This is a genomic window from Lysobacter sp. Soil_C_59 (assembly GCF_057656415.1).
This window is the reverse complement of record NZ_JBDGKK010000006.1, coordinates 128,674-154,520: the sequence shown is the minus strand read 5'-3', so window position 1 is coordinate 154,520 and position 25,847 is coordinate 128,674. Positions and strand designations below refer to the sequence as shown.

Annotated in this window: 21 protein-coding genes, 1 pseudogene and 1 riboswitch; of the genes and pseudogenes, 13 read left to right on the top strand and 9 right to left on the bottom strand. The window is 67.6% G+C overall.

The window, feature by feature from the left end; all coding sequences use genetic code 11:
• Position 1: 1 nt before the first annotated feature.
• Together AC3A3Q_RS13240 and AC3A3Q_RS13235 are read right to left on the bottom strand one after the other, a co-directional pair.
• Positions 2–436, bottom strand: a complete 435-nt coding sequence (locus AC3A3Q_RS13240) for an NfeD family protein (RefSeq protein ID WP_487586683.1) — start codon at positions 434–436, stop codon at positions 2–4.
• Between the two features lie 20 nt (positions 437–456).
• A complete protein-coding gene (locus AC3A3Q_RS13235; RefSeq protein WP_487586682.1) occupies positions 457–1,413 on the bottom strand; it encodes an SPFH domain-containing protein in 957 nt (318 codons plus the stop codon).
• Between the two features lie 111 nt (positions 1,414–1,524).
• Between AC3A3Q_RS13235 and AC3A3Q_RS13230 the strand changes: the two genes are divergently transcribed.
• From AC3A3Q_RS13230 to AC3A3Q_RS13220, 3 genes are all read left to right on the top strand, one after another.
• Entirely contained in the window at positions 1,525–2,199 is a 675-nt protein-coding gene (locus AC3A3Q_RS13230; RefSeq protein ID WP_487586681.1) for an RNA polymerase sigma factor, read from the top strand.
• A 37-nt stretch (positions 2,200–2,236) separates the two neighbouring features.
• The gene (locus AC3A3Q_RS13225) at positions 2,237–3,088 is read left to right on the top strand and encodes a hypothetical protein (RefSeq protein WP_487586680.1); all 852 of its coding nucleotides are present in this window, start codon (positions 2,237–2,239) and stop codon (positions 3,086–3,088) included.
• Between the two features lie 92 nt (positions 3,089–3,180).
• Positions 3,181–4,323 carry a PDZ domain-containing protein gene (locus AC3A3Q_RS13220; RefSeq protein WP_487586679.1) on the top strand — a complete coding sequence of 381 codons (1,143 nt, stop codon included), beginning with the start codon at positions 3,181–3,183 and terminating at the stop codon, positions 4,321–4,323.
• 204 nt (positions 4,324–4,527) lie between these two features.
• On the opposite strand, the gene AC3A3Q_RS13215 is transcribed toward AC3A3Q_RS13220, so the two are convergent.
• The 4 genes and pseudogenes from AC3A3Q_RS13215 to AC3A3Q_RS13200 form a co-directional block, all read right to left on the bottom strand.
• Positions 4,528–5,418 carry a DUF6607 family protein gene (locus AC3A3Q_RS13215; RefSeq protein ID WP_487586732.1) on the bottom strand — a complete coding sequence of 297 codons (891 nt, stop codon included), beginning with the start codon at positions 5,416–5,418 and terminating at the stop codon, positions 4,528–4,530.
• 98 nt (positions 5,419–5,516) lie between these two features.
• A complete protein-coding gene (locus tag AC3A3Q_RS13210) occupies positions 5,517–7,829 on the bottom strand; it encodes a TonB-dependent hemoglobin/transferrin/lactoferrin family receptor (RefSeq protein WP_487586731.1) in 2,313 nt (770 codons plus the stop codon).
• Between the two features lie 209 nt (positions 7,830–8,038).
• A pseudogene (gene hemP / locus AC3A3Q_RS13205) lies at positions 8,039–8,143 on the bottom strand (hemin uptake protein HemP); the annotation flags it as partial.
• A gap of 201 nt (positions 8,144–8,344) precedes the next feature.
• Positions 8,345–9,313, bottom strand: a complete 969-nt coding sequence (locus tag AC3A3Q_RS13200; RefSeq protein ID WP_487586678.1) for an aldo/keto reductase — start codon at positions 9,311–9,313, stop codon at positions 8,345–8,347.
• A 391-nt stretch (positions 9,314–9,704) separates the two neighbouring features.
• Here AC3A3Q_RS13200 and AC3A3Q_RS13195 point away from each other — a divergent pair, with 391 nt between their 5' ends.
• The 9 genes from AC3A3Q_RS13195 to AC3A3Q_RS13155 all read left to right on the top strand — a co-directional run bounded on the left by AC3A3Q_RS13195 (position 9,705) and on the right by AC3A3Q_RS13155 (position 19,785).
• A complete protein-coding gene (locus AC3A3Q_RS13195) occupies positions 9,705–10,265 on the top strand; it encodes a TMEM165/GDT1 family protein (protein WP_487586677.1) in 561 nt (186 codons plus the stop codon).
• 94 nt (positions 10,266–10,359) lie between these two features.
• Complete coding sequence (locus AC3A3Q_RS13190; protein ID WP_487586676.1) at positions 10,360–11,496, top strand: GGDEF domain-containing protein; 1,137 nt, start codon at positions 10,360–10,362, stop codon at positions 11,494–11,496.
• Positions 11,497–11,709: 213 nt separating this feature from the next.
• Positions 11,710–13,005, top strand: coding sequence for a NupC/NupG family nucleoside CNT transporter (locus AC3A3Q_RS13185; RefSeq protein WP_200604191.1), 1,296 nt, complete (start codon positions 11,710–11,712; stop codon positions 13,003–13,005).
• 13 nt (positions 13,006–13,018) lie between these two features.
• On the top strand, positions 13,019–13,993 hold the full coding sequence (locus AC3A3Q_RS13180; RefSeq protein ID WP_487586675.1) for a ribokinase: 975 nt from the start codon (positions 13,019–13,021) through the stop codon (positions 13,991–13,993).
• Between the two features lie 120 nt (positions 13,994–14,113).
• A complete protein-coding gene (locus AC3A3Q_RS13175; protein ID WP_487586674.1) occupies positions 14,114–16,231 on the top strand; it encodes a TonB-dependent receptor in 2,118 nt (705 codons plus the stop codon).
• Between the two features lie 14 nt (positions 16,232–16,245).
• Positions 16,246–17,319 (top strand): PepSY-associated TM helix domain-containing protein, encoded by a 1,074-nt coding sequence (locus AC3A3Q_RS13170; protein ID WP_487586673.1) that lies wholly within the window; start codon positions 16,246–16,248, stop codon positions 17,317–17,319.
• Between the two features lie 26 nt (positions 17,320–17,345).
• Positions 17,346–18,359, top strand: a complete 1,014-nt coding sequence (dusB, locus tag AC3A3Q_RS13165; protein WP_487586672.1) for a tRNA dihydrouridine synthase DusB — start codon at positions 17,346–17,348, stop codon at positions 18,357–18,359.
• Between the two features lie 43 nt (positions 18,360–18,402).
• Positions 18,403–19,236 (top strand): class I SAM-dependent methyltransferase, encoded by an 834-nt coding sequence (locus AC3A3Q_RS13160; protein ID WP_487586671.1) that lies wholly within the window; start codon positions 18,403–18,405, stop codon positions 19,234–19,236.
• A 231-nt stretch (positions 19,237–19,467) separates the two neighbouring features.
• Entirely contained in the window at positions 19,468–19,785 is a 318-nt protein-coding gene (locus tag AC3A3Q_RS13155) for a hypothetical protein (RefSeq protein ID WP_487586670.1), read from the top strand.
• Between the two features lie 147 nt (positions 19,786–19,932).
• On the opposite strand, the gene AC3A3Q_RS13150 is transcribed toward AC3A3Q_RS13155, so the two are convergent.
• The 3 genes from AC3A3Q_RS13150 to olsF all read right to left on the bottom strand — a co-directional run bounded on the left by AC3A3Q_RS13150 (position 19,933) and on the right by olsF (position 23,687).
• On the bottom strand, positions 19,933–21,015 hold the full coding sequence (locus AC3A3Q_RS13150; RefSeq protein WP_487586669.1) for a metal-dependent hydrolase: 1,083 nt from the start codon (positions 21,013–21,015) through the stop codon (positions 19,933–19,935).
• Between the two features lie 84 nt (positions 21,016–21,099).
• The gene (locus AC3A3Q_RS13145; RefSeq protein ID WP_487586668.1) at positions 21,100–21,924 is read right to left on the bottom strand and encodes a UDP-2,3-diacylglucosamine diphosphatase; all 825 of its coding nucleotides are present in this window, start codon (positions 21,922–21,924) and stop codon (positions 21,100–21,102) included.
• Positions 21,921–23,687 carry a bifunctional ornithine lipid synthase OlsF gene (gene olsF / locus AC3A3Q_RS13140; RefSeq protein WP_487586667.1) on the bottom strand — a complete coding sequence of 589 codons (1,767 nt, stop codon included), beginning with the start codon at positions 23,685–23,687 and terminating at the stop codon, positions 21,921–21,923. Before olsF ends, AC3A3Q_RS13145 begins: the two co-directional genes overlap by 4 nt.
• A gap of 227 nt (positions 23,688–23,914) precedes the next feature.
• Between olsF and metK the strand changes: the two genes are divergently transcribed.
• On the top strand, positions 23,915–25,138 hold the full coding sequence (gene metK / locus AC3A3Q_RS13135) for a methionine adenosyltransferase (RefSeq protein WP_487586666.1): 1,224 nt from the start codon (positions 23,915–23,917) through the stop codon (positions 25,136–25,138).
• A gap of 619 nt (positions 25,139–25,757) precedes the next feature.
• A riboswitch (S-adenosyl-L-homocysteine riboswitch) is annotated at positions 25,758–25,838 on the top strand.
• The last annotated feature ends 9 nt before the right edge of the window (positions 25,839–25,847 follow it).

Genomic DNA, 25,847 nt, shown 5'->3' with positions numbered 1-25,847 from the left:
CTCAGCCCGCGGGCTCGACCTGCAGGCTCATGCCGCGACTGGCGGTGATGCGCACGGCCGAGCCTGCGGGCAGGTCGGGGCCGGTCACTTCCCAGTACGCGTCGGCGATCTGCACGCGGCCGCGGCCGTTGACGATCGGCTGCTCGAGCGGCACCACGCGCCCGACCAGGGTCTCGGCGCGGCGGTTGAGGTTGGGCTGGTCGCTGCCGCGCTCACGGCCGCGGAACCAGGTCCGGTAGACCTGGATCGAAGCGAAGCTCAGCACGACGAATGCCGCGACCTGGGCCAGCACCGGAATGTCGGGGATCAGCAGCACCATCGCGAACACGGCCACGGCGGCAAAGCCCAGCCACAGCATGAACGCGCCCGGTGCCAGTGCCTCGGCCGCGAACAGCAGCAGTGCCACCACGGCCCAGATGAAAACGTGCCAGTTCATCGACGCCCCCCACTGCATGTTCAGCCTCCCACGCGCGGCGGCGTCGGCGCGACAGGTGCGCGCACCTGCTGGCGATCGAGTGCCTCCTTGGCCAGTTCGGCGATGCCGGCGAGCGAGCCGATCACGCCGGCCGACTCCATCGGCATCATCACGAACTTCTGGTTCGGCGCCTCGGCCAGTGCCTTGAACGCCTCGATGTACTTCTGCGCGACGAAGTAGTTGATCGCCTGCACGTTGCCCTGCGCGATGGCGGTCGACACCATCTCGGTCGCCTTGGCTTCGGCCTGCGCCAGGCGCTCGCGCGCCTCGGCTTCGCGGAAGGCCGCTTCCTTGTTGCCCTCGGCCTCCAGGATCACCGACTGCTTCTCGCCTTCGGCCTTGAGGATCGCCGCCTGGCGGAAACCCTCGGCCTCGAGGATGTTGGCGCGCTTCTCGCGCTCGGCCTTCATCTGCCGCGCCATCGAATCGACCAGGTCGCGCGGCGGCTGGATGTCCTTGAGCTCAATGCGGTTGACCTTCAGTCCCCACGGATGGGTTGCTGCATCCACCGCGACCAGCACCTTGGTGTTGATCTCGTCGCGCTTGGACAGCGACTCGTCCAGGTCCATCGAACCGATCGCGGTACGGATGTTGGTCATCACCAGGTTGAGGATGGCGATCTCCAGCGTCGCCACTTCATAGGCGGCCTTGGCGGCATCGAGCACCTGGAAATAGACCACGCCGTCGACCTTGACCACGGCGTTGTCCTTGGTGATCACGTCCTGGCTGGGGACGTCCATCACCTGTTCCATCATGTTGATCTTGCGGCCGACGCCGTAGACGATCGGGATCAGGAAGTGCAGTCCGGGGTCCATGGTGTGGGTGTACTTGCCGAAGCGTTCGACCGTCCATTCATATCCCTGCGGCACCATCCGCACGGTCTTGAACAGCACCACCACCCCTGCCAGCAACAGCACTACGGCCAGAATCGATCCCATGCTTTCCCCTCCCTGTCTGTGGGCCGAGTATAGGCCCAGACCACGCAGGCCCAAGGCAAGGCGGCGGCCGCCTGCGACGGTTTCGACGGTCGCCGCATCCAGACCAGTGACATGCCACTGAACCCGATCCCTGACAGTGCACGCGCCAGCGCGCCCGCCCCCTGCCCATCGACCCCGGCGTCGGGTGCGCCGCGCAGCAGTTTCGCCATCGACGTGCCCGACGCGCTGCTGGCGCGGGCGCGGGCCGGCGACCGCTCGGCGTTCGAGCAGATCTACCGCTGGTTCGAGCGGCCGGTGTTCAACCTGGCGTTGCGGATCCTTGGCGGCGCCTACGCCGGCGACCGCGAGGAAGCGGCCGAGGTCCTGCAGGAAACAATGCTCAAGGTCTACGGCAAGCTCGGCGAGTTCCGCGGCAACGGCAGCCCGTTCTGGGGATGGCTTCGGCAGATCGCGGTAAACGAGGCGTTGATGCGGCTGCGCAGCAAGCGCCGCCACGTCCACGACGTGCCGCTGGACGGCGACGACCTGGTGATGGATCCAGGTCCATTGCCGACCGCCGCCGCCGATGCCGCGGCGCTGGGCCGCGCCCTCGCCCAGTTGCCCACCACCACCCGCAGCGTGCTGTGGCTTTACCACGCCGAGGGCTACACCCACGAGGAGATCGCGGCGCTGATGCAGCGCACGGCGAGCTTCTCCAAGTCACAGCTGGCACGCGGCGGCCGCCGCCTGCGTGAGCTGCTCGAACCCGATCAAGCTGGAATGAACCAGGAGAAGGCACATGCCTGATGCCGACCGCCCCCGCGCTCCAATACCGGGCGACCCGATGCCTGGCGAACCGATGCCCGGCAACTGGGCCGAAGCCTTTGCCGCGCTGCCGATCGAATCGCCCGGCAACGATGGCTGGCAGCGACTGACCCGCGCGCTCGATGGCGCCGCGGCGGACGCGACCGCCCGCCCCCATCCTTCGATGCGCCGTCGTCAGCGCTGGCCGATGTGGCTTGCCGCCGCTGCCGCCGTGTCCGCGGTGGCGCTGGTGCCGCTGTTGCGCCGCGAGAATGCACCGGTGTCGACGGGGCCTGCGCAGATCGCCGTTGCAACGTCACCGGCTGCGTCGTCGCCGGCGCCCGCCGCAACGCCGGCAACGACCGATATCGCCACGCCTTCGTCGGGCTCGACCACCTCGCCCCAAGTCGCCGTTGCCAGCACGCAACCGGCGGAGCGCAACGTCGCAAAGCGCAAGCCGACTGCCACGCCGACACGCAAGCCGGCGCCGGTGGCATCACCGCTGCCGGGTCGCAACGACAACGCCATCCGCATCGCCAGCACCGATGCCAGCACGACGACGCCAGACCCGACCGCAGCCGCGCTCGCGAACCGTGCCGCCGAGATCCAGTCGCTGCAGGCCGAGTCGGCGCAGCTGGAAGCACTGGTCGCCCTCGCCCGCGATGCACGCGTGTCCTCGGCCAGCGGTGCGGCGTTGGGTGTCGAACTCGACGAGCGCATCGGCCGCATCGATGCCTCGCTGTCGCAACCGGGCCTGGCCGACAGCGAACGCGCCGTCCTGTGGCAGCAGCGCGTCACCACGATGCGCGCGCTGGCCGAAGTAGAAACCACCCAGCGCTGGCTTGTCAGCCGTGGCGAGCGCTACGACGGTGCCCTGGTCAGCGTCGACTGACTTCCATCCCTTTCATTGCAGGACTTTCAGCCATGACGCCGACCGATTCCATGAGTTCCCGCTCCAGCCAGCGCGCACAGCGACGCGGGACGATGTTCAGACCCACCGTGCTGGCGGCATCCATTGGCCTGCTGTTCGCATTCGTCGCGGCCGCGCAGACGTCCGGCACCAGCGCCGCGGATGCCGCCAAGGCCAAGGAGCTGGCGGCGGCACGCGAAGATCTCAGGCAGGCCGCCAAGCGCGTGGCCGAACTGTCGGGCGGCTATGACGTCGCGCGACAGATGAACCTCGAACGCCGCTTCGAGCAGCGCCCGGTGATCGGCGTGGTGCTCGCGCCGGAAGCCAAGGCCGGCGTGCGCATCGCCGCGGTCACGCCCGACAGCGCGGCTGCCAAGGCCGGGCTGCGCAGCGGTGACCTGCTGACCACCATCAACGGCAAGCCGATCGCCGGCACAGACAGCGACCAGCGCCTGACGGCCGCACGCGCCCAGCTGGGCGACCTGGACACGCAGAAGGCGATCACGCTCGGCTACCAACGAGAGGGCAAGGCCGCGTCGGCGAAGGTCACCCCGCAGATCGGCGATCGCGTGTGGTTGATGCGCGATGGCAACGGCGGCATGTTCGCCGGCCGCGGCGAAGGCATGGACGGCCCGCTGATGTGGACGCCCGACGGCGAGGGCGCGCAGCCGCGGCCGATGCCGCTGCCGTTGATCTCGCCGGAAGTTCGCACCGAGATCATCCGCATGGGGCCGACCGGCGATTGCAAGGGCGAGGACTGCCGCCTTCCGCTGCTGGCCGAGACGTTCCGCTGGAGCGGATTGAACCTGGCTGCCGTCGACGGCCAGCTGGGCCGTTATTTCGGCACCGACCACGGCGTGCTGGTGGTGAGCAATGGTCCCGAGCTCGAAGGCCTGCAGGCTGGTGACGTAATCCAGCGTATCGACGGCAAGGACGTGAAGACGCCGCGCGAAGCAATGGCGGCATTGCGCGACAAACCAGCTGACAGCAAGGTCGGCGTGACCTACCTGCGCGACCGCAAGAGTGCCACTGCGCAGATCACCGTGCCCAGGACTGCGATGCTGCGCCTGCCGCCGGTTCCACCTGCACCGCCTGCGCCTCCGGCACCACCGAAGGCGCCCACTGCGCCGAAGCCGCCGGCGCCGCCACCGGCTCCGCCCGCACCGCCTGTGGCACCCGCGCCGCCGACGCCACCGTCGCTATCGGGCCTGCTGTAAGAAACGATTCGGACGTAGACCGGGCAATGAAATGCCGAAGCGTCGTTCGACGGGCCGGGGACTGATCCGCAGTGGGCCATGGATGGCCCACGCCCCGCATCAGACAGGATGTCTGACTAAGGGGCGGAGCAATCCCCGGCCCGGCGGACGACGCCATTCCGCAGACGCAAGCCAATCAGGCGGACGACGCCGTTCGACGCCGAATCACATCGACGAAGGCTCGACCCACTTCTTGAACACCGCGTCGATCTTCGCGTCACCGACCTTCTTGCCGTCCTCCAGCTGCGAAGCCTGCTCGAACAACGGCATGATCATCGCCATGCCGTCGATCTTCGTCTTCAGGTGCACACCCGGCGCCTTGCCGAGGAAACTGTCCCAACGCGCACGCACCTTGGCCCAATAGCCATTGGTGGCGTCCCAGTACTTGTAGGCCGGAGCGAAGTCGACCTCGGTGGTCTTCTGGTAGTCGTTGAAGCCGAACTCGCGTGCCAGCTCGACCTGCGAACCGTCTGGCTTGCGCAGCACCTTGGTGTTGAACTGCTCGTGGGTCCAGCCCATGGGCGTCAGGGTGTGGCGGTTGATCGCACTGATGGCGTTGTAATCGCTGCGCTTGGTGTACTCGCGACGCGGCAGCGGACGCCAGCTCAGGTCGCTGGTCCACGTGGCCACCCCGTTGTCGTAGGTCCATGCGCCGGTGCCGCAGTAACGCGGCGCGTCGCTGACCTCGTACACGCACTGGGTCCACGCACCGCGCGTCAGCCCGGCCGGAACCGGGCGCACCTGCCAGGTCTGCTCGGCGGTGAACTCGAAGCGCGTGGCCGCTTCAAACGTCCAGTCCTGGCGCCAGTGCTTGGTGACGTGGCCGCTCTTCTCGTCGACCAGGATGTGCTGCAGCACCACCCGGGTCGGCGCGTCCTCGACGACGATCACGACCTCGTTGCCGCCGCTGCGCATCGCCGGGTGGCGCTCGTAGCCAGGTTGCAGCAGCACGGTCTCGTCGAAGGCGAAGTCGACGATGTACTCGCCCTTCATCGCGAGGATCGAGGCGCGGTCGCGCGCGGTGTCGGTTGCGGCCGGCGCGGCGACGGCCTGCATCGGCAACGCGGAGAGGACGGAAAGCAGAAGCAGGTGCGGGCGCATGTTCATGGCTGGCTCTTTTTGAAGTTGAAAGGTGTTTCGCGGCGCTGGCTGCATCACCAGCTCACGCTCAGGCTGACGCCGACGTTGCGGCCCGGGCTGGTGTAGCGGTCGAGCACGGGGCTGGTCGCGGCCTGCTGGCTGGCGATCGTGCCGGCCTCCCAGTACTTCCGGTCGGCCAGGTTGAACACCCCAGCGTTGAACTCGGCGCCAGGCGCGAAGGCCCAGTGGCCAAGCAGGTCGAACACGCCATAACCCGGCGTCTCGAAGCGACCTGCCACCGGCAGTTCGTCGTCGCGGCCAGCAAAGCGGCCGGCCAGTTCGACGCCCCAGGTGTCGCGGTCGTAGGCGATGCCCAGCGATGCGCGCAACGGATCGATCGACTCCAGCGGCGTGCCGGTGTCGCGATCCTCGCCCTTCGACCAGGCCACTGAACCGCGCAGCGACCATCCCGCCAGGCCCTCGGCCAGCGCGCCCAGGTCGACGCCGGCGCGTGCTTCGGCGCCGTAAATCTCGGCGTTGGCGATGTTCTGCGACTGGAAGACGATCAAGCCCTGCGCGTTGGTGCCGGTGTCTCGCAGCGACTCGATGAAGTCGTCGTAGCGGTTGTAGTAGGTGGAGAACTCGGCGAACACGGCTTCATTGGAGAAGCGCACGCCGAACTCGACGCCATCGCTGGTTTCCGGCTTGAGATCCGGATTGGGGATGGCGGTGTAGCCGAACTGCAGGTTGGTGAAGCCCAGGTTGACGTCGTTGTAGGGCGGTGCGCGGAAACCATGCTGGTAGCCACCGAACAGCGACCAGTCCTGGGTGAAATGCCAGACCGCGCCGAGCTTGGGCGACACGCTGGTCTCGGTTATGTCGACCACGCCCAGGCCCGGATTGTCGGCGGCATAGATCGGATCGATGCTGGAGTCGAGATCGAAGTGGTCCACGCGTAGGGCCGGGATCAGGCGGAATTCGCCGTCGGCGAACGAGATCTCGTCCTGCACGTATAGCGCCGCCAGCGTGGTGGTGCTGGTCGGAAAGTCTCGCACCGGGAACACATCGGGCAGGATCGCGTTGCTGACCGCACCGGTGGTCAGGTTGATCGAGCGACCATCGCGCTTCTGCTTGAACTCCGTCCCGGTGTACTCCAATCCGTAGGTCAGGCTGTGTTCGACACTGCCGCTGCTGAAGTCCTTGTGCAGCACGGCCTCCGCACCGACCAGACGCTGGTCGAAGTTGAATTCGCGTTCGCGCCGAGTCGGGTTGGTCACGCGGCCGGTAGCACTGACCGTCTCGCGCAGCTCGAAGGTCTTCTGCGTGGTCTCACTGTCCTGGCGATAGACCTGCCACTGCAGCGAATCGACCAGCGCCGAGTCGATCGAATCGACCTCGTGCGCGAACGAGACACGCGCACGCGTCTGCTTGTCGTCACCGGTCAGCGAGGTGGTGCGGGTGCGTGGCGTGGTCGGCGGCGAGCCCGGCGGCAACGCTGCCAGCACGCGCGAAGTCAGCACGTCTGTATCGACCTGGTCCTCGTTGCCTTCCACGGTCAGCTTGAAGCGCTGGTTCGCGCTCGGTGCGAACACCAGCTTGGTGAGCAGGCTGCGGCCGTCGTAATCCTGCGGGTTGGCTGCCGTGCGGCTGGCGCCACTGCTGCGGTCCTCGCCCATGGTCTCGGTTTCCTGGCCCTGGTGATGGTTCACCGCGACCAGGCCAGACCAGCGATCGCCGCCGAAGGCAGCGGTTGCCGCGCCGAACAATCCATCGTCAGCACCCTCGTAGTCCAGCTTGAAACCAAAGTAGGCGTCCTTGCCCTCCTCCAGATAATCGGAGGGATCCTTGGTTGCGAACGCGACCACGCCGCCCAGTGCATCGGAGCCGTACAGCGCGCTGCCCGGGCCGCGCACCACTTCGACGCGCTTGAGCGTGTCGAGGTCGACGAAGTTGCGGTTGGCAGTGGAGAAGCTGCCGATCGAGAACGCGTCCGGCACGGCGATGCCGTCGGTCTCGATGCGCACGCGATTGCCGCCCAGGCCGCGGATGCGGATGTCGCCCAGGCCGAAGCGGCCGGTGCCGGTGGTGACGGTAATGCCCGGCTCGTAGCGGAACAGGTCCTTGAGGTTGCGCACCAGTTCGCGATCCATCTGTTCGCGGTCGATGGCGGTGACCACGGACGGCACGTCGTCCAGCGCGCGCTCGGTGCGGGTGGCGGTGACGACGATGCGGTCGAACTCGCTGGTGGCGCCGGTTGCGGCGGCGGCGCCGGTGAGCGTCGTGGACGGTTCGGCGCCGCTGTCGGCGGCACGGGCATGGGCAGGTAGCGCCAGCATGAGGGCCATGGCGAGGGTGGACGGAACAAACTTGGTCGAAGCGGGATGCATGGACACGGGCTCGAGTGATTGTCGAGGCGTGCTGGCAGCCGTTCGGACGGCGGGCTTGCGGGCCTTGGAGAGAGACGTTGAGTGGGAGCGGCAGCATCCTTGCCGTACGCCTTCGCGGGCCACCCTCCCCAGGGCGGCAACGCGGATTGCCGACGCGCCCGGGGTTCGGGCGCGTCGATCGGTGATCTGTCGGATTTACCTGACCAGGATCACTTGGTGAGGATCAGCTTGTCGTTGCGCGTGTGGCGCAGGCGATAGACCTCGTCGCCGTGGCGGATCAGCACTTCACGTCCACCGCGCAGCAGGTCGTCGCTCTCGACCAGCGAGGCGGACAGGGTCAGGCCCGGAGCGGCGAGTGCGATCGGCGGGACGAGGGGCGCGGAACGGTCGGAACGTGGCTTCAGCTGCAGCATCGGTTGGCGCAGAGACATGTTCGTGGCTCGGTCGGGGTGACGCGAGTAATGATAATGATTCTCATTACTGCGTCAACACCCGGTGCGGGCCCGCCCACCGTCTCAGCGCACGGCGGCTTCCACGCGTTGCCAGTCGCTTTCCTGCAGGCGCTGCGCCAGCTCCAGCGCATCCAGGTTCTGCAGCAACTGCTCGGGGCGGCTGGCGCCGAGGATGACGCTTGATACATGCGGATTGCGCAGGCACCAGGCGATCGCCAGCGGCGCCGGCGCCACGTCCAGCTCACGGGCGAGTTCGACGAACCGGCGCGCGCGCTCGACCCGCCCTTCGTTCTCGCCCAGCACGCTGCGCTGCAACCAGCCCAGGCCCTCGCGGCCCAGGCGCGCCTCGGTCGGCACGCCGGCGTTGTACTTGCCGGTCAGCACGCCCGATGCCAGCGGCGACCAGGTGGTGGTGCCCAGGCCGACCTCGGCATACAGCGGCGCGTACTCCAGCTCGACGCGCTCGCGGTGCAGCAGGTTGTATTGCGGCTGCTCCATCGTCGGCGCCGCCAGGTGCTGGGCGCGGGCGATCTTGTGCGCCTCGCGGATCTGCGCCGCGGTCCACTCCGACGTCCCCCAGTACAGGACCTTGCCCTGGCTGACCAGCGAATCCATCGCGCGCACCGTCTCATCGATCGGTGTATCCGGATCGGGGCGATGGCAGTAGTAAAGGTCGAGGTAGTCCACGCGCAGGCGCTTGAGCGCGGCGTGGCAGGCATCCGTGACGTGCTTGCGCGACAGGCCCCGCTGCGTCGGCCGCGGCTCGGCGACTGCGCCGAAGAAAACCTTGCTCGACACACAGAAACCATCGCGCGGCAGGCGCAGGTCGGCGATCACGTCGCCCATCACCTTCTCCGCCTCGCCGTTGGCGTAGGTCTCGGCGTTGTCGAAGAAGTTGATGCCGTTGTCCCAGGCAGCGGCGACCAGGTCGCGCGCGGTCGAGCGACCGATCTGCGAACCGAAGGTGAGCCAGGCGCCGAAGGACAGCGCCGACAGTTGCAGGCCGGAGGAACCGAGGCGGCGGTATTGCATGGGGGGCTCCCGGGATGAGTCGTTCAATGACGAGGCGTTCAGTTTAGCGGCCTGCAGTTCGGCGGCCTGCACTTCGGCGACATGTCCTGCCGGCGATTGCCTATGTACAATGCGCGCCATCCCTCCTCCGGGGAGTAGCCCACCGGCGCCGTCATCCACTGACGATCCACCGGGACCTGCGTCAACACACTTGGCCCAACGGCCATGGCGCAGGAGCGGCAGCCAGTCGGCACACGCCGGCGAGCGACCACGGGCAAGACCGAAGGCAGGCGTCACGCGAGCAACTGGCATATGCCGGGTCGGGCCGCGTGGCGTTTGCCTTTCGCGTCCACGCGGAAGCCCGACCTCCGGAGTATCCATGGATCACTTCTTTGCGGGTAACGTCCCCCTGATGACCGCTGCCGTCTCGACCGGCACCGTCGCGCTTGCCGAGATCGGCGACAAGACCCAACTGCTGGCGCTGCTGCTGGCGGCCCGCTTCCGCAAGCCCTGGCCGATCGTCGCCGGCATCCTCGTCGCGACCGTGCTCAACCATGCCCTGGCGGCATGGTTCGGCACCCTGGTCGCGCAGTGGCTCACTCCCGACGTGCTGCGCTGGGTGGTGGCGATCAGCTTCCTCGCGGTGGCCGTGTGGACGCTCAAGCCCGACAAGCTCGACGACGAAGACGGTGCCCTGCCCGCCCGGGGCGCTTTCGTCGCCACCACCATCGCCTTCTTCCTGGCCGAGATCGGCGACAAGACCCAGGTCGCGACCGTGCTGCTGGCCGCCCGCTACCACCCGTTCTGGGAAGTGGTCGCCGGCACGACGCTGGGCATGCTGGTGGCGAACGTGCCGGTGGTACTGCTGGGCAGCCGCCTGGCCGACCGCCTGCCGCTGAAGACCGCCCGCACCGTTGCCGCGATCGTGTTCCTGGCGCTGGCCGCCTGGGTGGGACTGCGCGGAGTGGGCTAGCCGTGAGAGCGGCTTCTGGCCAGCCCCCCTCCGACAGCTGCATGCCGACCCGGGACCCGCGCTATGCTCGGCGCGGGCATCAAGGGGGATACCGATGCACATGACGGGCGGCAGGATCCGCGAGGTCGTAGCTTCTTTGCTGGCGCGACCGGACGAAATCATGCTCGAGATCGGCGCCGGCGGCGAACTGCTGGTGGCGCGCCTGCGCGCGGCCCTCGCAGCGATGTTGCTGCTGTTGCCGCTGGCGAACGCTCTGGGCGGCGGCGGCATCAACGAAACCATGATCGGCCTCGGCGGCGCCCTGGTCGTCAACGTGTTCGCCCATGTCTGGCTGTCGCTGGCGCGCCGGCGGCGCCTGTACCGCTGGCTGCCGTTCGCCTCGTCGGCATTCGACGTCACCGCGACCACGCTGGTGCTGGTCGCGCTGGCCGCCAACCACCTGCCGGCCGGGCTCAACAGCCTGATCGTCTGGTGCGGCTACATCCTGGCGATCCTGCTGACCGCGCTGCGCAGCGACGGCCGCATCGCCCTGTTCGCCGGCGCGCTGGCGATCGGCCAGTACGGGCTGCTGGTGCTGGCGGTGTTCGCCCTGGCGAGCTCGCCGGAGCAACTGCTTTCCAGCGACTACGGCTCCGTGACCCTGGGCAGCCAGGCCCAGCGGCTGGTGCTGCTGATGATGTTCACCCTGATCACCGCCATGGTGGTCTACCGGATGCAGCGCCTGGTCGAGTTGTCGGGCACCGACGGCCTGACGCGCCTGCCCAACCGCACCTGGCTGCTGCACCGGGTGCCGCGCCTGTTCGACAGCGTCCGCCACGACGGCGACAGCCTGACCCTGGCGCTGATCGACCTGGACCACTTCAAGCGCATCAACGACGCCCACGGCCACCATGCCGGCGACCGCGCCCTGCGCCACGTCGTTGCGGTGCTGCGCGAACTGGCCGAGCCGGGCGAGTGGCTGGTGCGGATCGGTGGCGAGGAATTCGTGTTGCTGCTGCGCAAGCCCATCGGCACGGCCTGGGAACGCGTGGACGCGATCCGACGGGCCCTGGGCGAGCGACCGTTCCAGCCCGAACGCGGCGCCGACGCGATGCCGCTGAGCTTCAGTGCCGGCCTGGCGGGGTTTCCGCACGAGGGTTCGGACCTGTCCCGGCTCCTGCGCCGGGCCGACGGCCGCCTGCAGCAGGCGAAGCTGCAGGGGCGGAACAAGGTGGTGGCGCGGGACGGCTGACGCCTCTCCCTGGCCGCCTTCGCGGCCTGTCCCTCTCCCACAAGGGGAGAGGGAGCAATTGCAATCCCGGCGTTGCCCTCTCCCCTTGTGGGAGAGGGACAGGCCGCAGGCCAGGGAGAGGGGGCGCGGGGTAAACTACGCCGCGCCGCCGCTGCGGCGGGCCTATAACTACAACGACGCGCTGCCGGCTGCCGGTTGCATGGGGAGAACTGAGTGGAAGCAATTGCGCGGGTGGCTTTTGGCCTGTTTGGCCTGTCGGTACTGATCGGCATCGCCTGGTTGTTCTCGATCAACAAGCGCCGGGTCGACTGGAAACTCGTCGCCACCGGCGTGACGCTGCAGATCGCATTCGCCGCCGTCGTGCTGCTGATGCCCGGTGGCCGCGAGGCGTTCGACGCCATCGGCCACGGCTTCGTGAAGGTGCTCAGCTTCGTCAACGAAGGCTCGAAGTTCATCTTCGGCAGCCTGATGGACACCTCGACCTACGGTTTCATTTTTGCATTCCAGGTGCTGCCGACGATCATCTTCTTCGCCGCACTGATGGGCGTGCTCTACCACCTGGGCGTGATGCAGGCGATCGTGCGGGCGATGGCCTGGGCGATCACCAAGGTCATGCGCGTGTCGGGCGCGGAAACCACCAGCGTCTGCGCCAGCGTCTTCATCGGCCAGACCGAGGCGCCGCTGACGGTGCGCCCGTACATTCCGAAGATGACCGAGTCGGAGCTGATCACGATGATGATCGGCGGCATGGCCCACATCGCCGGCGGCGTGCTCGCCGCCTACGTCGGCATGCTCGGCGGTGGCGACCCGGAACAGCAGGCGTTCTACGCCAAGCACCTGCTCGCAGCCTCGATCATGGCCGCACCGGCAACGCTGGTGATCGCCAAGATCCTGGTGCCGGAGACCGGCGAGCCGCTGACCCGCGGCACGGTCAAGATGGAAGTGGAAAAGAACACCGCCAACATCATCGATGCCGCCGCCGCCGGTGCCGGCGACGGCCTGCGCCTGGCGCTGAACATCGGCGCGATGCTGCTGGCCTTCATCGCGCTGATCGCGCTGATCAACTGGCCGCTGACCTGGCTGGGCGATGTCACCGGCATTGCCGCGGCGATCGGCAAGCCGACCGACCTGGCGACGATCTTCGGCTACGTACTGGCACCGCTGGCCTGGGTGATCGGCACGCCGTGGGCGGACGCACCGATTGTCGGCAGCCTGATCGGGCAGAAGGTGGTGATCAACGAATTCGTCGCCTACCTGCAGCTGGCAGACATCGTCAACGGCAAGGTCGCCGGCGTCACGCTCAGCGAGCAGGGCCGCCTCGTCGCGACCTACGCGCTGTGCGGCTTCGCCAACTTCAGCTCGATCGCGATCCAGATCGGCGGCATCGGCGGACTGGCACCGGAGCGTCGCCAGGACCTCGCCCGCTTCGGCCTGCGCGCGGTCCTCGGCGGTTCGATCGCGACCTTCATGACCGCGACCATCGCCGGCGTGCTCACCTACTTCAGCTGATCACGACGCCGGCATGAGCGACAGCGCGCGCGTGGTGGTGGTCGGCTCGTTCAACGTCGACCACGTGTGGACGGTGGCGACGCTGCCACGACCCGGCGAAACCCTCGCCGGGCACTACCGCACAGGACCCGGCGGCAAGGGCTTCAACCAGGCCACCGCCGCCGCGCGCGCCGGCGCGAAGACGAGCTTCGTCTGCGCGCTCGGCGACGATCTCGGCGGCCAGCTCGCGCATGCACTGGCCGTGGCCGACGACATCGACCTGCACGACCTGCCCAGCCACGCGCCTACCGGCACCGCTGGCATCTACGTCGATCAAGACGGGCGCAATTCGATCGTGATCGGGCCCGGCGCCAACGCCGAGCTCTCGTCCGATTTCGTCAGCCAGCAGGCCAGCACCATTGCCGTCGCGCGGGTCGTGCTTGCGCAGCTGGAATCGCCGGTGGCGGCCGTCGAGGCCGCGTTCGCCGCGGCGCGCACCGCCGGCGTGATGACCGTGCTGAACCCGGCGCCGGCCGATGCCCAGGCACCGGCGTCACTGTTGTCGCTGGCGGATGTGATCACGCCGAACGAAACCGAGTTCTGCGCGCAGCTCGGTCGGCATACATCCCAACAGGTCGATGCGGCCACGTTGGCCGCGCAGGACGAAGACACCCTGCACGCACTTTGCCGGCGCCTGCTGCCGCACGGCACGGTGGTGATCACCCTCGGCGCGGCAGGCTGTTTCGTCTCTCACGCCGACCTGGACCTGCGCAACGACGCACGCAGCCACTACCGGGTCGCCGCGGCGACGGTGCAGCCGGTCGATACCACCGGTGCCGGCGACGCCTTCAACGGTGCCCTCGCCGCCTCGGTGGCGCGCCGCAGTGATGCCGCGTTCGCCGATCACGTGCATTTCGCCAATCGCTATGCCGGCCTGTCGACCGAGCGCGCCGGTGCGGCCTCGGCGATGCCGCACGAGGCCGACCTGCGGGCGCGTTTCGGCGCCTAGATCGCCCTTCCGGGGCTCGGTGCGAGGCCCCCGCGGGCAAATCCGCCAGACTCGGCCTGTAAAACGCGAATGGTTCGCATTACCATACGCGCCTGACTCGAAGTCCGGATCCCTCTCCCCATGCTCCGTCGACACCACCTGGCCAGCGCCCTGCTGGCTGCACTTGCCATGCCTGTCGCTCATGCCGACGATGCCACCGACATCGACCGCGTCACCGTTTCGGCCAGCACCAGCCGCATTCCCGATTCCGATGCCGCGCTGCCCAACACCATCACCGTCATCGACCAGAAGCAGCTGCAGCAGCAGCTGGCGCTGACCCAGGACATCTCGCAGGTGCTGGCCAACCTGATCCCGTCGTTCTCGCCTTCGCGACAGAAGCTGACCAATGGTGGCGAGACCCTGCGCGGCCGCAAGCCGCTGTACCTGGTCGACGGCGTGCCGCAGTCGACACCGCTGCGCGAAGGCGGCCGTGACGGCCACACCATCGACCCGGCGATGATCGAGCGCATCGAGGTCATCCACGGCGCCAACGCGCTGCAGGGCCTGGGCGCATCGGGCGGCATCATCAACATCATCACCAAGCGCGCCCCGCGCCAGGACGGCGAGACGTTCCAGGACGTCAACATCGCCGCCAGCAGCGCCCTCCCGCACGAGAGCGACAGCACCGGTTACCGCGCCTCGTACGTGCTCGGCACGCGCAGCGGCGCGTTCGACTTCGTCGGCGGTGCGTCCTATGCCAGCGAAGGCCTGTACTACGACGGCGATGGCGATGCGATCGCCGTCAACGACGTCCAGGGCGACCTGATGGACGCGCAGTCGTACAACCTGTTCGCCAAGGGCGGCTGGAACATCAACGAAGAGCAGCGCCTGCAGCTCACCGTCAACCACTACGAGCTGCAGGGCAACAACGACTACGCCACCGTCAACGGCAACATTGCCACCGGCCAGCTTGCGACCTCGATCCGCGGCGAGAAGGAAGGCGATGGTCCGCGCAACCGCTCGACCTCGCTGAACCTGGACTACACCGACAAGGCCATGGCCGGCGGCTACTTCCAGGCGCAGCTGTACTGGGTCGACTTCGAAGCGCTGTACGGCGGCACCGACTGGGGCAACTTCTGGGGCGACGGCCGCGACCTGCACTGGTTCGACCAGTCGCAGAACGTGTCCGAGAAGCTCGGCGGCAAGTTCAGCTGGTCGCGCGGCGATCTGTTCGGCCTGCGCCTGCGCGTGACTACCGGCCTCGACCTGGCCCGCGACACGACCCATCAGGAACTGGTCGTCAGCGGCCTGGACTGGGTGCCCAGGACCACTTACGAATCGGTGTCGCCGTTCGTGCAGGCCGAGTGGTGGGTGGCCGATCGCGTGATGCTCAGCGGCGGCCTGCGCTACGAGCGCGGCAAGCTGAAGGTCGACGACTTCACCACCATCCCGTCCAACAACGGCGGCCAGTTCGTCGAAGGCGGTTCGCCGACGACCAGCGAAGTGCTGCCCAACTTCGGCGCGGTCTGGGAAGTCACCGATGCGCTCAAGCTGTACGCGTCGTATTCGGAAGGCTACAGCGTCGCCGACATCGGACGCGTACTGCGCGGCATCAGCACGCCCGGCCAGCGCGTCGACACGCTGGTCGACCTGTCGCCGGTGATCGCCGACAACCAGGAAATCGGCGTCGACTACGACGACGGCCGCTGGCTCGCCCACCTGGCCATCTACCAGTCCGACTCCGACCTGGGCTCGCGCCTGGCCTTCGACCCGGGCAGCCAGAGCTACAACGTCGTGCGCGAGCGCACCGAGATCGAAGGCATCGAGGCCAACGTCGCCTGGCAGTTCAGCGAGAAGACCCGCATTGGTCTGGGCTACGCGCAGACCGACGGCCGCTACGACAGCAACGGCGACGACCGCGTCGACAGCGACCTGCCCGGCATCAACGTCAGCCCCGACCGCATCACCGCGTTCTGGGACCAGGACTGGACGCCGGGCATCGCCACGCGCCTGCAGGCCAGCCAGTCGCTCGATCGCGAGTTCGACCTGCGCGGTGTCCAGGTCGCCGACTTCGACGGCTACACCACGGTCGACCTGCAAACGCGCTTCCAGCTGCCGCTGGGCCAGCTCAACGTCGGCATCGAGAACATATTTGGCGAGCAGTACGTCACCTACTACTCGCAGAGCACGCCGCGCAATGACACCTACGTTGCCGGCCGTGGTCGCGTGCTGACGCTGAGCTGGGCCAACCGGTTCTGATCGGCGACGCGCAGATGACCGCCTCCACGCCACGACCGTTCTCGCGCCGCCTGCGGGCGGCGCTGTCGTGGCTGCACCTTTGGGTCGGTCTCAGCGTCGGTGTCGTGTTCGCGCTGGTCGCGCTGACCGGCACCGTGCTGGTGTTCCATACCGACCTGTTGCGCCTGCAGCACCCGCAGCTGGCGCAGCATGCCGCGGTCGCCGATGGCCGCGTGCTGGCCGCGCTGATCGAGCGCTGGCAGCCCGAGGGGCTGCGCTCGCTCGACCTGCCGCACGACGACCTGCCGGTCTGGCAGGGCTACTTCGAAGACGGCCACCGCGCCTACTTCGCGCCTGAAGACGGCGCGCTGCTGCTCTACCGCAGCCACGAAGACGACGTGCTGATGTGGCTGCACGACTGGCACACCCACCTGCTCGGCGGCGAGACAGGCGAGGAAGTACTCGGCGTGTTCGGCTGGATCGCGCTGGGCCTGATCCTGACGGGTTTGTACCTGTGGTGGCCGCGGCGCGGGCAATGGCTGGCGCACCTGAAGATGCACTCGGGCCCGCCGGTGCGGCGCTGGCTGAGCTGGCACCGCAGCAGTGGCGCCGTGCTGTTCCCGCTGCTGTTGCTGGCGACGCTGACCGGCGTCGGCATGGTCTACTCGAAGGGATTCCAGGCCGTGCTGGTGGGAGCCTTCGGCGGTGCCACGGTCAAGCCGCCCAAGCTTGCTGGCGAGGGCGCGGTCGATTGGCCGCAGGTCCTTCGCCAGGCCGACGCCGCATTGCCGCGTGCACGGCTGAGCCGCGTCTCGGTGCCCAAGTCCGGCGATGGCGTGGTTTCGTTCCGCGCGCGCGCAGACGGCGAATGGCATCCGGTCGGACGCAGCACGATTTCGATCGCCAAGGCCGGCTCGGGTGTGCTGCAGGTGAATGACGCCACCGCCAACCGGCTGGGCATGCGCATGAGCCAGGCGATCTACCCGCTGCACATCGGTGCCGTGGGCGGCAGCGTGATGAAGTGGGCGACGGCGGTGGTGGGCCTGCTGCCGATGTTCCTGCTGGTCACCGGATTCCTGTTCTGGCGGCGCCGGCGCGGGCATCGCTGACACCCCCTGCCGGTACAATGCCGGCCATGGCGGACACGTCCTTCCATATCGGCCCCTACCAGATCGCGCCCAGGGTCATCCTGGCGCCCATGGCCGGCGTTACCGACAAACCGTTCCGGGTGCTGAGCAAGCGCCTGGGTGCGGGGCTGTGCGTGTCGGAAATGACCACGTCCGACCCGCGCTTCTGGAACACCGCCAAATCGCGCCATCGCATGGACCACGACGGCGAACCCGCGCCGATCAGCGTGCAGATCGCCGGCACCGTGCCGGAGGTGATGGCCGAGGCGGCGCGCTACAACGTCGACCACGGCGCGCAGATCATCGACATCAACATGGGCTGCCCGGCCAAGAAGGTCTGCAATGCCTGGGCCGGTTCGGCGCTGATGCGCGACGAGGCGCTGGTCACGCGCATCCTCGATGCGGTGGTCAACGCCGTCGACGTGCCGGTGACGCTGAAGATCCGCACCGGCTGGGCCGCCGACCAGCGCAATGCGCTGGCGATCGCGAAAGTCGCGCAGAGTGCCGGCATCGCCGCGCTCGCCGTGCACGGCCGCACGCGCGACCAGCAATACACCGGCACCGCCGAGTACGACACGATCGCCGAAGTGAAGGCGGCGCTGTCGATTCCGGTGTTCGCCAACGGCGATGTCGACTCACCGCAGAAGGCCGCCGAGGTGCTCGCGCGCACCGGCTGCGATGCGGTGCTGGTCGGCCGGGCCGCACAGGGCCGGCCGTGGATCTTCCGCGAGATCGCCCATTACCTCGCCAGCGGCGAGCTGCTGCCCGAACCGAGCGTGCAGGAAGTGCGCGATGTACTCATCGGCCACCTGCACCATCTGCACGAGTTCTACGGCGAGGTCTCCGGCGTGCGCATCGCCCGCAAGCACCTGGGCTGGTACGCCAAGGACCGTCCGGAAAACCAGGCGTTCCGCGCCGTGGTCAACCGCGCCGAAACCGCCCAGGCGCAACTGCACCTGACCGGCGAGTACTTCGATGCCCTGATCGCGGGCGTCACCCCGGAGCTCCCGGCCGCCGCCTGACGGTGTGTTCGCAGCGCGGCATGAGCTCCGCATTGGAGGTCACATGAGCGAGTCATCCAGCGCCACCGAGTTTCCGTACCTGCACGGGTTCTCGCAGACCGAGCAGGCACGCCTGATGAAGCAGGCGCGACTGGCCGAATCGACGATCTTCCACGACATCGACTACAGCGGCGCGCGCCGACTGCTTGAGATCGGCAGCGGCGTCGGCGCGCAGACCGAGATCCTGCTGCGGCGGTTCCCGGACCTGCACGCGACCTGCGTCGACCTCAACGAAGCCCAGCTCGGTGCTGCCCGCGCCAACCTCGGCTCGATGTCCTGGCTCGACGGCCGCTACGACCTGCACCTGGCAGATGCCACCAACCTGCCCTTCGAACCGCGCAGCTTCGATGCCGCCTTCCTGTGCTGGGTGCTCGAGCACGTGCCCTCGCCTGCGCGCGTGCTCAATGAAGTGCGACGCGTGCTCGCGCCGGGCGCGCCGGTCTACATCACCGAGGTGATGAACTCCTCGTTCCTGCTCGACCCGTACTCGCCGAACGTGTGGCGATACTGGATGGCATTCAACGACTTCCAGTACGAGAGCGGCGGCGATCCGTTCGTCGGCGCCAAGCTCGGCAACCTGCTTCTCGCAGGCGGATTCCGCGACGTGTCGACCGTGGTCAAGACCTTCTACTTCGACAATCGCGAACCGGCACGACGCAAGACCATGATCGCGTTCTGGGAAGAGCTGCTGTTGTCGGCCGCCGACCAGCTGCTGGCCGCGCAGCGCGTGACGCAGGACGTCGTCGATGGCATGCGTCGCGAGATGCACCAGGTGCAGAACGATCCGAACGCGGTGTTCTTCTATGCCTTCGTGCAGGCGCGCGCGACCGTGTATTGACGCGACGTTCATCGATTACGGATGAAACCAATCGACTGCATGCGTACGCGCATTGCGTGACGATTGTGCTGCAGTTGTGATTGCGACCAGTGGTGCAGGTCGAAAGTCACAGTCCCCTATGGGCGATGCATTCGCCACGTCTTTTGATCGACTCTATGCCATGCCGGGGTGTCCCCTACTGCGGACCCCGCCGTAACGCCCCGGTGGATCGATCCGATCAGGAGGCAACTCATGAAAGCGAAGATTGCGTTTATCGCGCTGGCGCTTGCGGCATCGATGCCGGCGTGGGCGGAGCAGAGCAAGGACCCCATCGGCGACCTGGCACAGGTCACCGGACTGAGTGAGCGCAAGGTCCAGATGATCGTCGGCAACCGCACCGCATTCGCCGAGTATCCCTACACCTACGATCGCGCACTCAAGAAGTTCGTGAATGCCATCGGCGAGGTCAGGTACGAGCAGTTGATGAACGGCGAAGCCGTGGCGATCACCGATGAGGCCGGTCGCGAATACATCGTCCAGGTCAAGCGCGAATTCAACGACGCCCTGTGATCCCATCAACGCGTCCCACTCAATGCATCCCGCGATCGCTTGCGGGAACCGAGGCTGGCACGTCCCGAGGCGGACAACCATGAGGTCATCTTTCACCCAGGGGCCGTGTGCTTGACACGCGGCCCAGGTGGCAGAGCAAGGGATTGCTCAGCGTTTGACCGTGGTTCCCATCGCCGCCCTCACCGCGGGCCGCTCCATCGCTGCGCCGCTGACATCGGACTCGTTCGTCGGCGCACTCCAGATCCGTTGCCACATCGCACTGAGCCTGCGGCTGGCCTCCCAGGGCCACTTCAGCTGCTCGGGCGGTATTTCTTCCCAGCTGCCGCCTTCTCGCCGGGCAACGGCAAAGCGGAAGGTGTAATCCGGTTCGGCGCCCATGCGCAGGTCCGACAGCACCAGCACGCCATCGCGCTCCTGCGCTTTCATGAATCCACGATTGAACCAGTTCAGGCGCTGCACGCTGGGATAGTCGAAGACCTCGGTCAGCGCGTGCACGTCGGAGGGGTATTCGCGCAATCGCATTGGCCCACGATCGGCCACCAGCGAGCGCTCACCTTCGACGAATCCCTCCGGCGTCATTGCCACCACCCGCCACAAGAGGATGTTGAACGGCATCGGCACCGAGAATCGGGGTGCATCTTCGAGGTTGTGCGCGGCCAGCGCGCGCTCGGCTTCCTGCTCGACCTGGTGCTTGGCCCACAGCGCCGCCCCCAGATAGAGCGTGCTCAGCGACAGCCCTGCCAGCAGCGCCGGCTGCACCAGTCGCCGCTCGCGCCAGAACCAGGCGATCACGCAGGCGAGCAGCAACCAGACGGTGTACAGCGGGTCGATGATGAACACGCTCGACCACATCACCGGCCTGAATGGCAGAGGCCACAACAGCTGGGTGCCGTAGACGGTGAATGCATCCAGCAATGGATGCGTGACCAGCGCCAGTGCGATCGCCCAGAACCAGCGGCGCGGCGCCTGCGCGACACGACCGCCGCGACCACGGAACCATGCCCAGATCGCCCAGGCGACGAATGGCAGCACCAGCAGCGAATGGCTAAGGCTGCGGTGCCAGGTCATGCGTTCGACCGGGTCTTGCGTCACCAGGTTGATAGCCAGCGCATCCAGGTCGGGCAACGTGCCCAATGCCGCGCCGGCCAACAATGCGGCACGGCGATGCTGGGGCGGGGCGACGGCGGCTGCGATGGCCGCGCCGAGCACGATCTGGGTCAGTGAGTCCATTACGCGATGCTAGCAGCGGCCGCGCGGGGCGGACGTGCCATCAGGCCCGGTTCCGGTGGCCCGGCAGAGCGATGACCGCTTGCCCTAGGCCGCGCGCGGACGCTCCGAAGCGGACAGCATCCGCGGTTGCACCGCGCACAGCGCCAGCGTCTCGCCCGTATGCGACAGCAGGCGCAGGGTGCCGTCGGGATCCTCGGCCAGGGCGGTCAGGCTTTCGACCCAGTCGCCATCGTTGGCGTACAGGCGTCCGTCGCGCTCGAACAGTGCCGCGCGGTGGATGTGGCCGCAGATCACGCCGTCGAGGCCGCGCCGACGGGCATCGTCGAGCCCGGCCTGGACAAAGCGTTCGATGTAGCGCTCGGCTGCGCCGCTCTGGCGCTTGAGGAACTCCGACAGCGACCAGTAGCGCCGGCCGAAGTGGCGGCGCACGCGGTTGAGCCACTGGTTGCCGGTGAGGATGCGGTAGTAGAGCCAGTCGCCGAAGCGCTCCTGCAGGCCGCCGAAGTGGGTCACGCCGTCGTAGTCGTCACCGTGGGTGACCAGCAGGCGGCGACCATCTGCGGTGACGTGGATCGCACGCCGGCGCACTGTCATGCGCGGCAGTGTCAGTCCGCAGAAGCGGCGGATCGGCCGGTCGTGGTTGCCCGGCACGTACACCAGCTCGGTGCCTGCGCGGCGCAGCGCATGCAGCGCTTCGATGACGCGATTGTGGGCCTGGCCCCAGCTCGGGCGTCGCTGCGCCATCCACCACAGGTCGACGATGTCGCCGACCAGGTACAGCCGGTCGCAGCGAAGTCCGCCCAGGAAGTCGGCGAACTCGGCGGCATGGCAGTGTTTGGAACCCAGATGGACATCGGACACGAAAACCGCGCGGCGGCGCAAAGGCAACGCAGTCGGCTGCTGTGTCATCCACCTGTCTCCGTGATGGCGGGCGTGGCCATGCAGTGGTTGCCGAGGTAGCGCTCGCGCTTCTTCGGTCGCAGCAGTTGCAGGTCGACCTCGATCAGGCCATCGACCGCGTCGCTGAACGCGGGATCGACGCCAAACGCGAGGAAACGCGCACCGCCCGGTTCACACAGGTCGGTGTACTGCTTGTAGAGCATCGGCAGCGTCGCCCCGAGCGCGTCGAGATTGGCCTTGAGCACGCGGAAGGCGGTGGCGGCATCCACGGCATCGAACTGCGGCGGCGCGGCGCGGTAGGCAAACGGTTGCTTCGACACGGCGTCGGCCTGGCCGCAACCGTAGAAGCGTGCGTAGTAGGCGACGATCTGCTCGCGCGCCTGCTCGGGCAGCGCCGCACTGATCGACACCGGGCCGAACAGGTAGCGCACATTGCGGTGCCGGGCCAGGTAGGCACCGATGCCCTGCCACAGGTAGTCGATGCTGCGGCTGCCCCAGTAGTCCGGGGCCACGAAGCTGCGTCCCAGCTCCATGCCCTGGGCGATGCGGGGAATCGCATCGTCGGCATAGCGGAACAGCGAGGCGGTGTAGAGCCCCGCCAGGCCGCGCTCGGCCAGCACGCAGGCGCCTCGGGCCACGCGGTAGGCCCCTGCGATGCGCGAGGCGTCGTCGTCCCACAGCACGATGTGCTCGTACCAGCTGTCGAAGAGGTCGACGTCCAGTCGCTGGCCGGTGCCCTCTCCGACTGCGCGGAAGGTGACCTCGCGCAGCCGTCCGATCTCCTGCAACAGCGACGAGCCGGCCGCCAGGCGTCCGGCCCGGATCTGCTTGCCATCGAGCGTGCGGCCCAGCAGTTCAAGCGACTCGACTCCGGCGCGCACCTGCTCCGGTTCGACCGCGTCGATCACCTCGGCGGGGCGGCCGTGCGCGGCGATATCGGTCGCCAGCTTGACTGCCATGGCGCTCCCGCCGCGACGACGTCCGTTGCCTAGCGAGAAAAGTTCTCGCCGGACCTGGCGCATCAGCCGTTCGGGATCACCATCGGCCGGCAGCGAAAGCGGCGTGCCGATGCGCATGGCGACGCGGTGTGCACGACGGGCGAACATCTCGCGCGCCAGCAGGGCCGTGCCGACCGGCTTGAACAGGGCAGAAGCGCCGTAGAAGAGAGCCGAATTGCGGGCCTCGATCCGTACCGGCAACACCGGCGCGCCGCTGGCGCGGGCAAAGCGCAGGAAGCCGCGGCGCCAGCGCCCGTCGGTGACACCCCGCAGGCCCAGGCGCGCCACTTCCCCGGCCGGAAACACGATCACGCACTGTTCGGCCCGCAGCGCATCGTCGATCGCCTGCAGGCTCTGCGCGCTGGGCCGGCCGCCGAGGATCCGCACCGGCAGCAGCAGGCCCGACAGCGGGTCCAGGGCCGACAGCAGGTCGTTGGCGACGATCCTGACGTCGCGGCGCACGCGTCCGACGACGTCCAACAGCGCCAACGCGTCGACGGCGCCGGAGGGATGGTTGGCGACGATCAGCAGGCGGCCGCTGGCGGGAATGCCGGCCACCTCGGCCGGGTCCGACAGATGGCGAACCTGGAGGTGGTCGAGCGCGGCCTCGACGAAGGCGAAGTTGCGCAGGTGGCCGTTGGCCTGGAGGAACGCCTCGATCTGGTCGAACCGCGACCAGCGGCCCAGCGTGCGCAGCAGCGGTCGGGCGATGGACGCCCGGCGCCCGTTGAACCAGTGCGGAAATCGTTCCTGCAGGCGGCGCTCAAGCGGCATTCGGGCGTCACGGCTCGCCCCGACGGGGCGTCTCGCCGCGCAGCCTGCTGCGGCGGGGCGACAACGACGTGGCGGTTTGGGGTCAATCCCGTGACACCGCCTGGACGGCCGCCGCCGCGGAGAAATTAACCCTCAGCCAACACCTGAATGACGCACAATGCGCCGACCCGGCCAAGGCTGTATCATGCGCGGCCATCCTTTCATCCGAATACGGGGATAAAGCCTCGATGTCCAGCTACCTTTTCACCTCTGAGTCGGTCTCCGAAGGCCATCCGGACAAGATTGCCGACCAGATCTCCGATGCCGTCCTCGATGCCATCCTGGCCCAGGACAAGCGTGCGCGCGTGGCGTGCGAGACGATGGTGAAGACTGGCGCGGCGATCGTCGCCGGCGAGGTCACCACCAATGCGTGGGTCGACATCGAGGCGCTTGCCCGCAAGGTCATCAACGACATCGGCTACAACAATTCCAATGTCGGTTTCGACGGCCACACCTGCGCGATCATCAACATGCTGGGCAAGCAGTCGCCGGACATCGCTGCCGGCGTCGACCGCAAGAAGCCGGAAGAACAGGGCGCTGGCGACCAGGGCCTGATGTTCGGCTACGCCTGCAATGAAGCCCCGGAGTTCATGCCGGCGCCGATCTACTACTCGCACCGCCTGGTCGAGCAGCAGGCCAAGATCCGCAAGAAGAAGAACTCGCCGCTGCCGTGGCTGCGTCCTGACGCGAAGTCGCAGGTCACCCTGCGCTACGACGCCAACCACAACGTGGCTGGCCTCGATGCGGTGGTCCTGTCGACCCAGCACGATCCGGGCATCAAGCAGAAGGACCTGATCGAAGGCGTGTACGAGCACGTCCTCAAGCCGGTGCTGCCGAAGAAGTGGCTCGAGTCGCTGCCGAAGAACAAGATCCACATCAATCCGACCGGCATCTTCGTGATCGGCGGCCCGGTGGGCGACTGCGGCCTGACCGGCCGCAAGATCATCGTCGACAGCTACGGCGGCATGGCCCGCCACGGCGGTGGTGCGTTCTCGGGCAAGGATCCGTCGAAGGTCGATCGTTCGGCTGCGTACGCTGCGCGTTACGTCGCCAAGAACATCGTCGCCGCCGGCCTGGCCGACAAGTGCGAAGTGCAGGTCTCCTACGCCATCGGCGTGGCCGAGCCGACCTCGATCTCGGTCACCACCTTCGGCACCGGCAAGATTCCGGACGAGAAGATCGAGAAGCTGATCCGCAAGCACTTCGACCTGCGCCCGTACGGCATCGTCAAGATGCTCGACCTGATCCACCCGGTCTACCAGGAAACCGCTGCCTACGGCCACTTCGGCCGCAAGCCGCACGAGGTGACCTACGTCGACGGCGCCGGCAAGAAGCACACCGCCACCGCCTTCTCCTGGGAGAAGACGGACAAGGCCGACGACCTGCGCAAGGATTCGGGCCTGAAGAAGTAATCCGCGCCTGAAGCTTTTGGATTGGAGAGCACGGACCGCATTGCGGTCCGTTTTCTTTTGCGTGCGTGGTTAGTGGGTGGAGGAGGTGGGGTGTATTCCGCGAACCTCCGCTTCGCTCCGTTTATTGTTCGCGAAATACACCCCACCCCCTCCTTCCGGAAGCTGTCACTGTTTTATTGACTTGGGCTGTTAGCGAGAGCGCAGTGCGCGCGTGATGAATCTTGCGACGGCCGGACTCGGACTGTGCCGGCCCTGGACGGTGTCCGTGCCCTCGCTCATTCGCACGTCTGCTCGGTGAGCTGGGGCCCGGACGCCCGCGAAAGGAATTGGTGGTTCCAAAACCACTCGCGCCCTTGGCCCCTCTCCCCTTGTGGGAGAGGGGTTGGGGAGAGGGGACCGCCGAAGACCACGCAATGAATTGCCGAAGCGTCGTCCGCCGGGTCGGGGATTGCGGAGCAGCGGGACATGGATGTCCCGCGCCCCGACTAAAGCCAGGATGGCGTCTGGAGGGGCGTAGCAATCCCCGGCCCGGCGGACGACGCCTCGCCGAAGGCAAGGTGGTGAAGCAGCAGTCAGCGAGTTCATCCATCGGCACCCTCAAACAGCTAAAATGGCCCGCCTCGCCGAGGGGCGCTGCAAGTCCGGGCAATCCGGAATCAGGCTCGGCGGGACGCAACACGCACAACGGCGCCCGGTTTGGCAGGTTTCA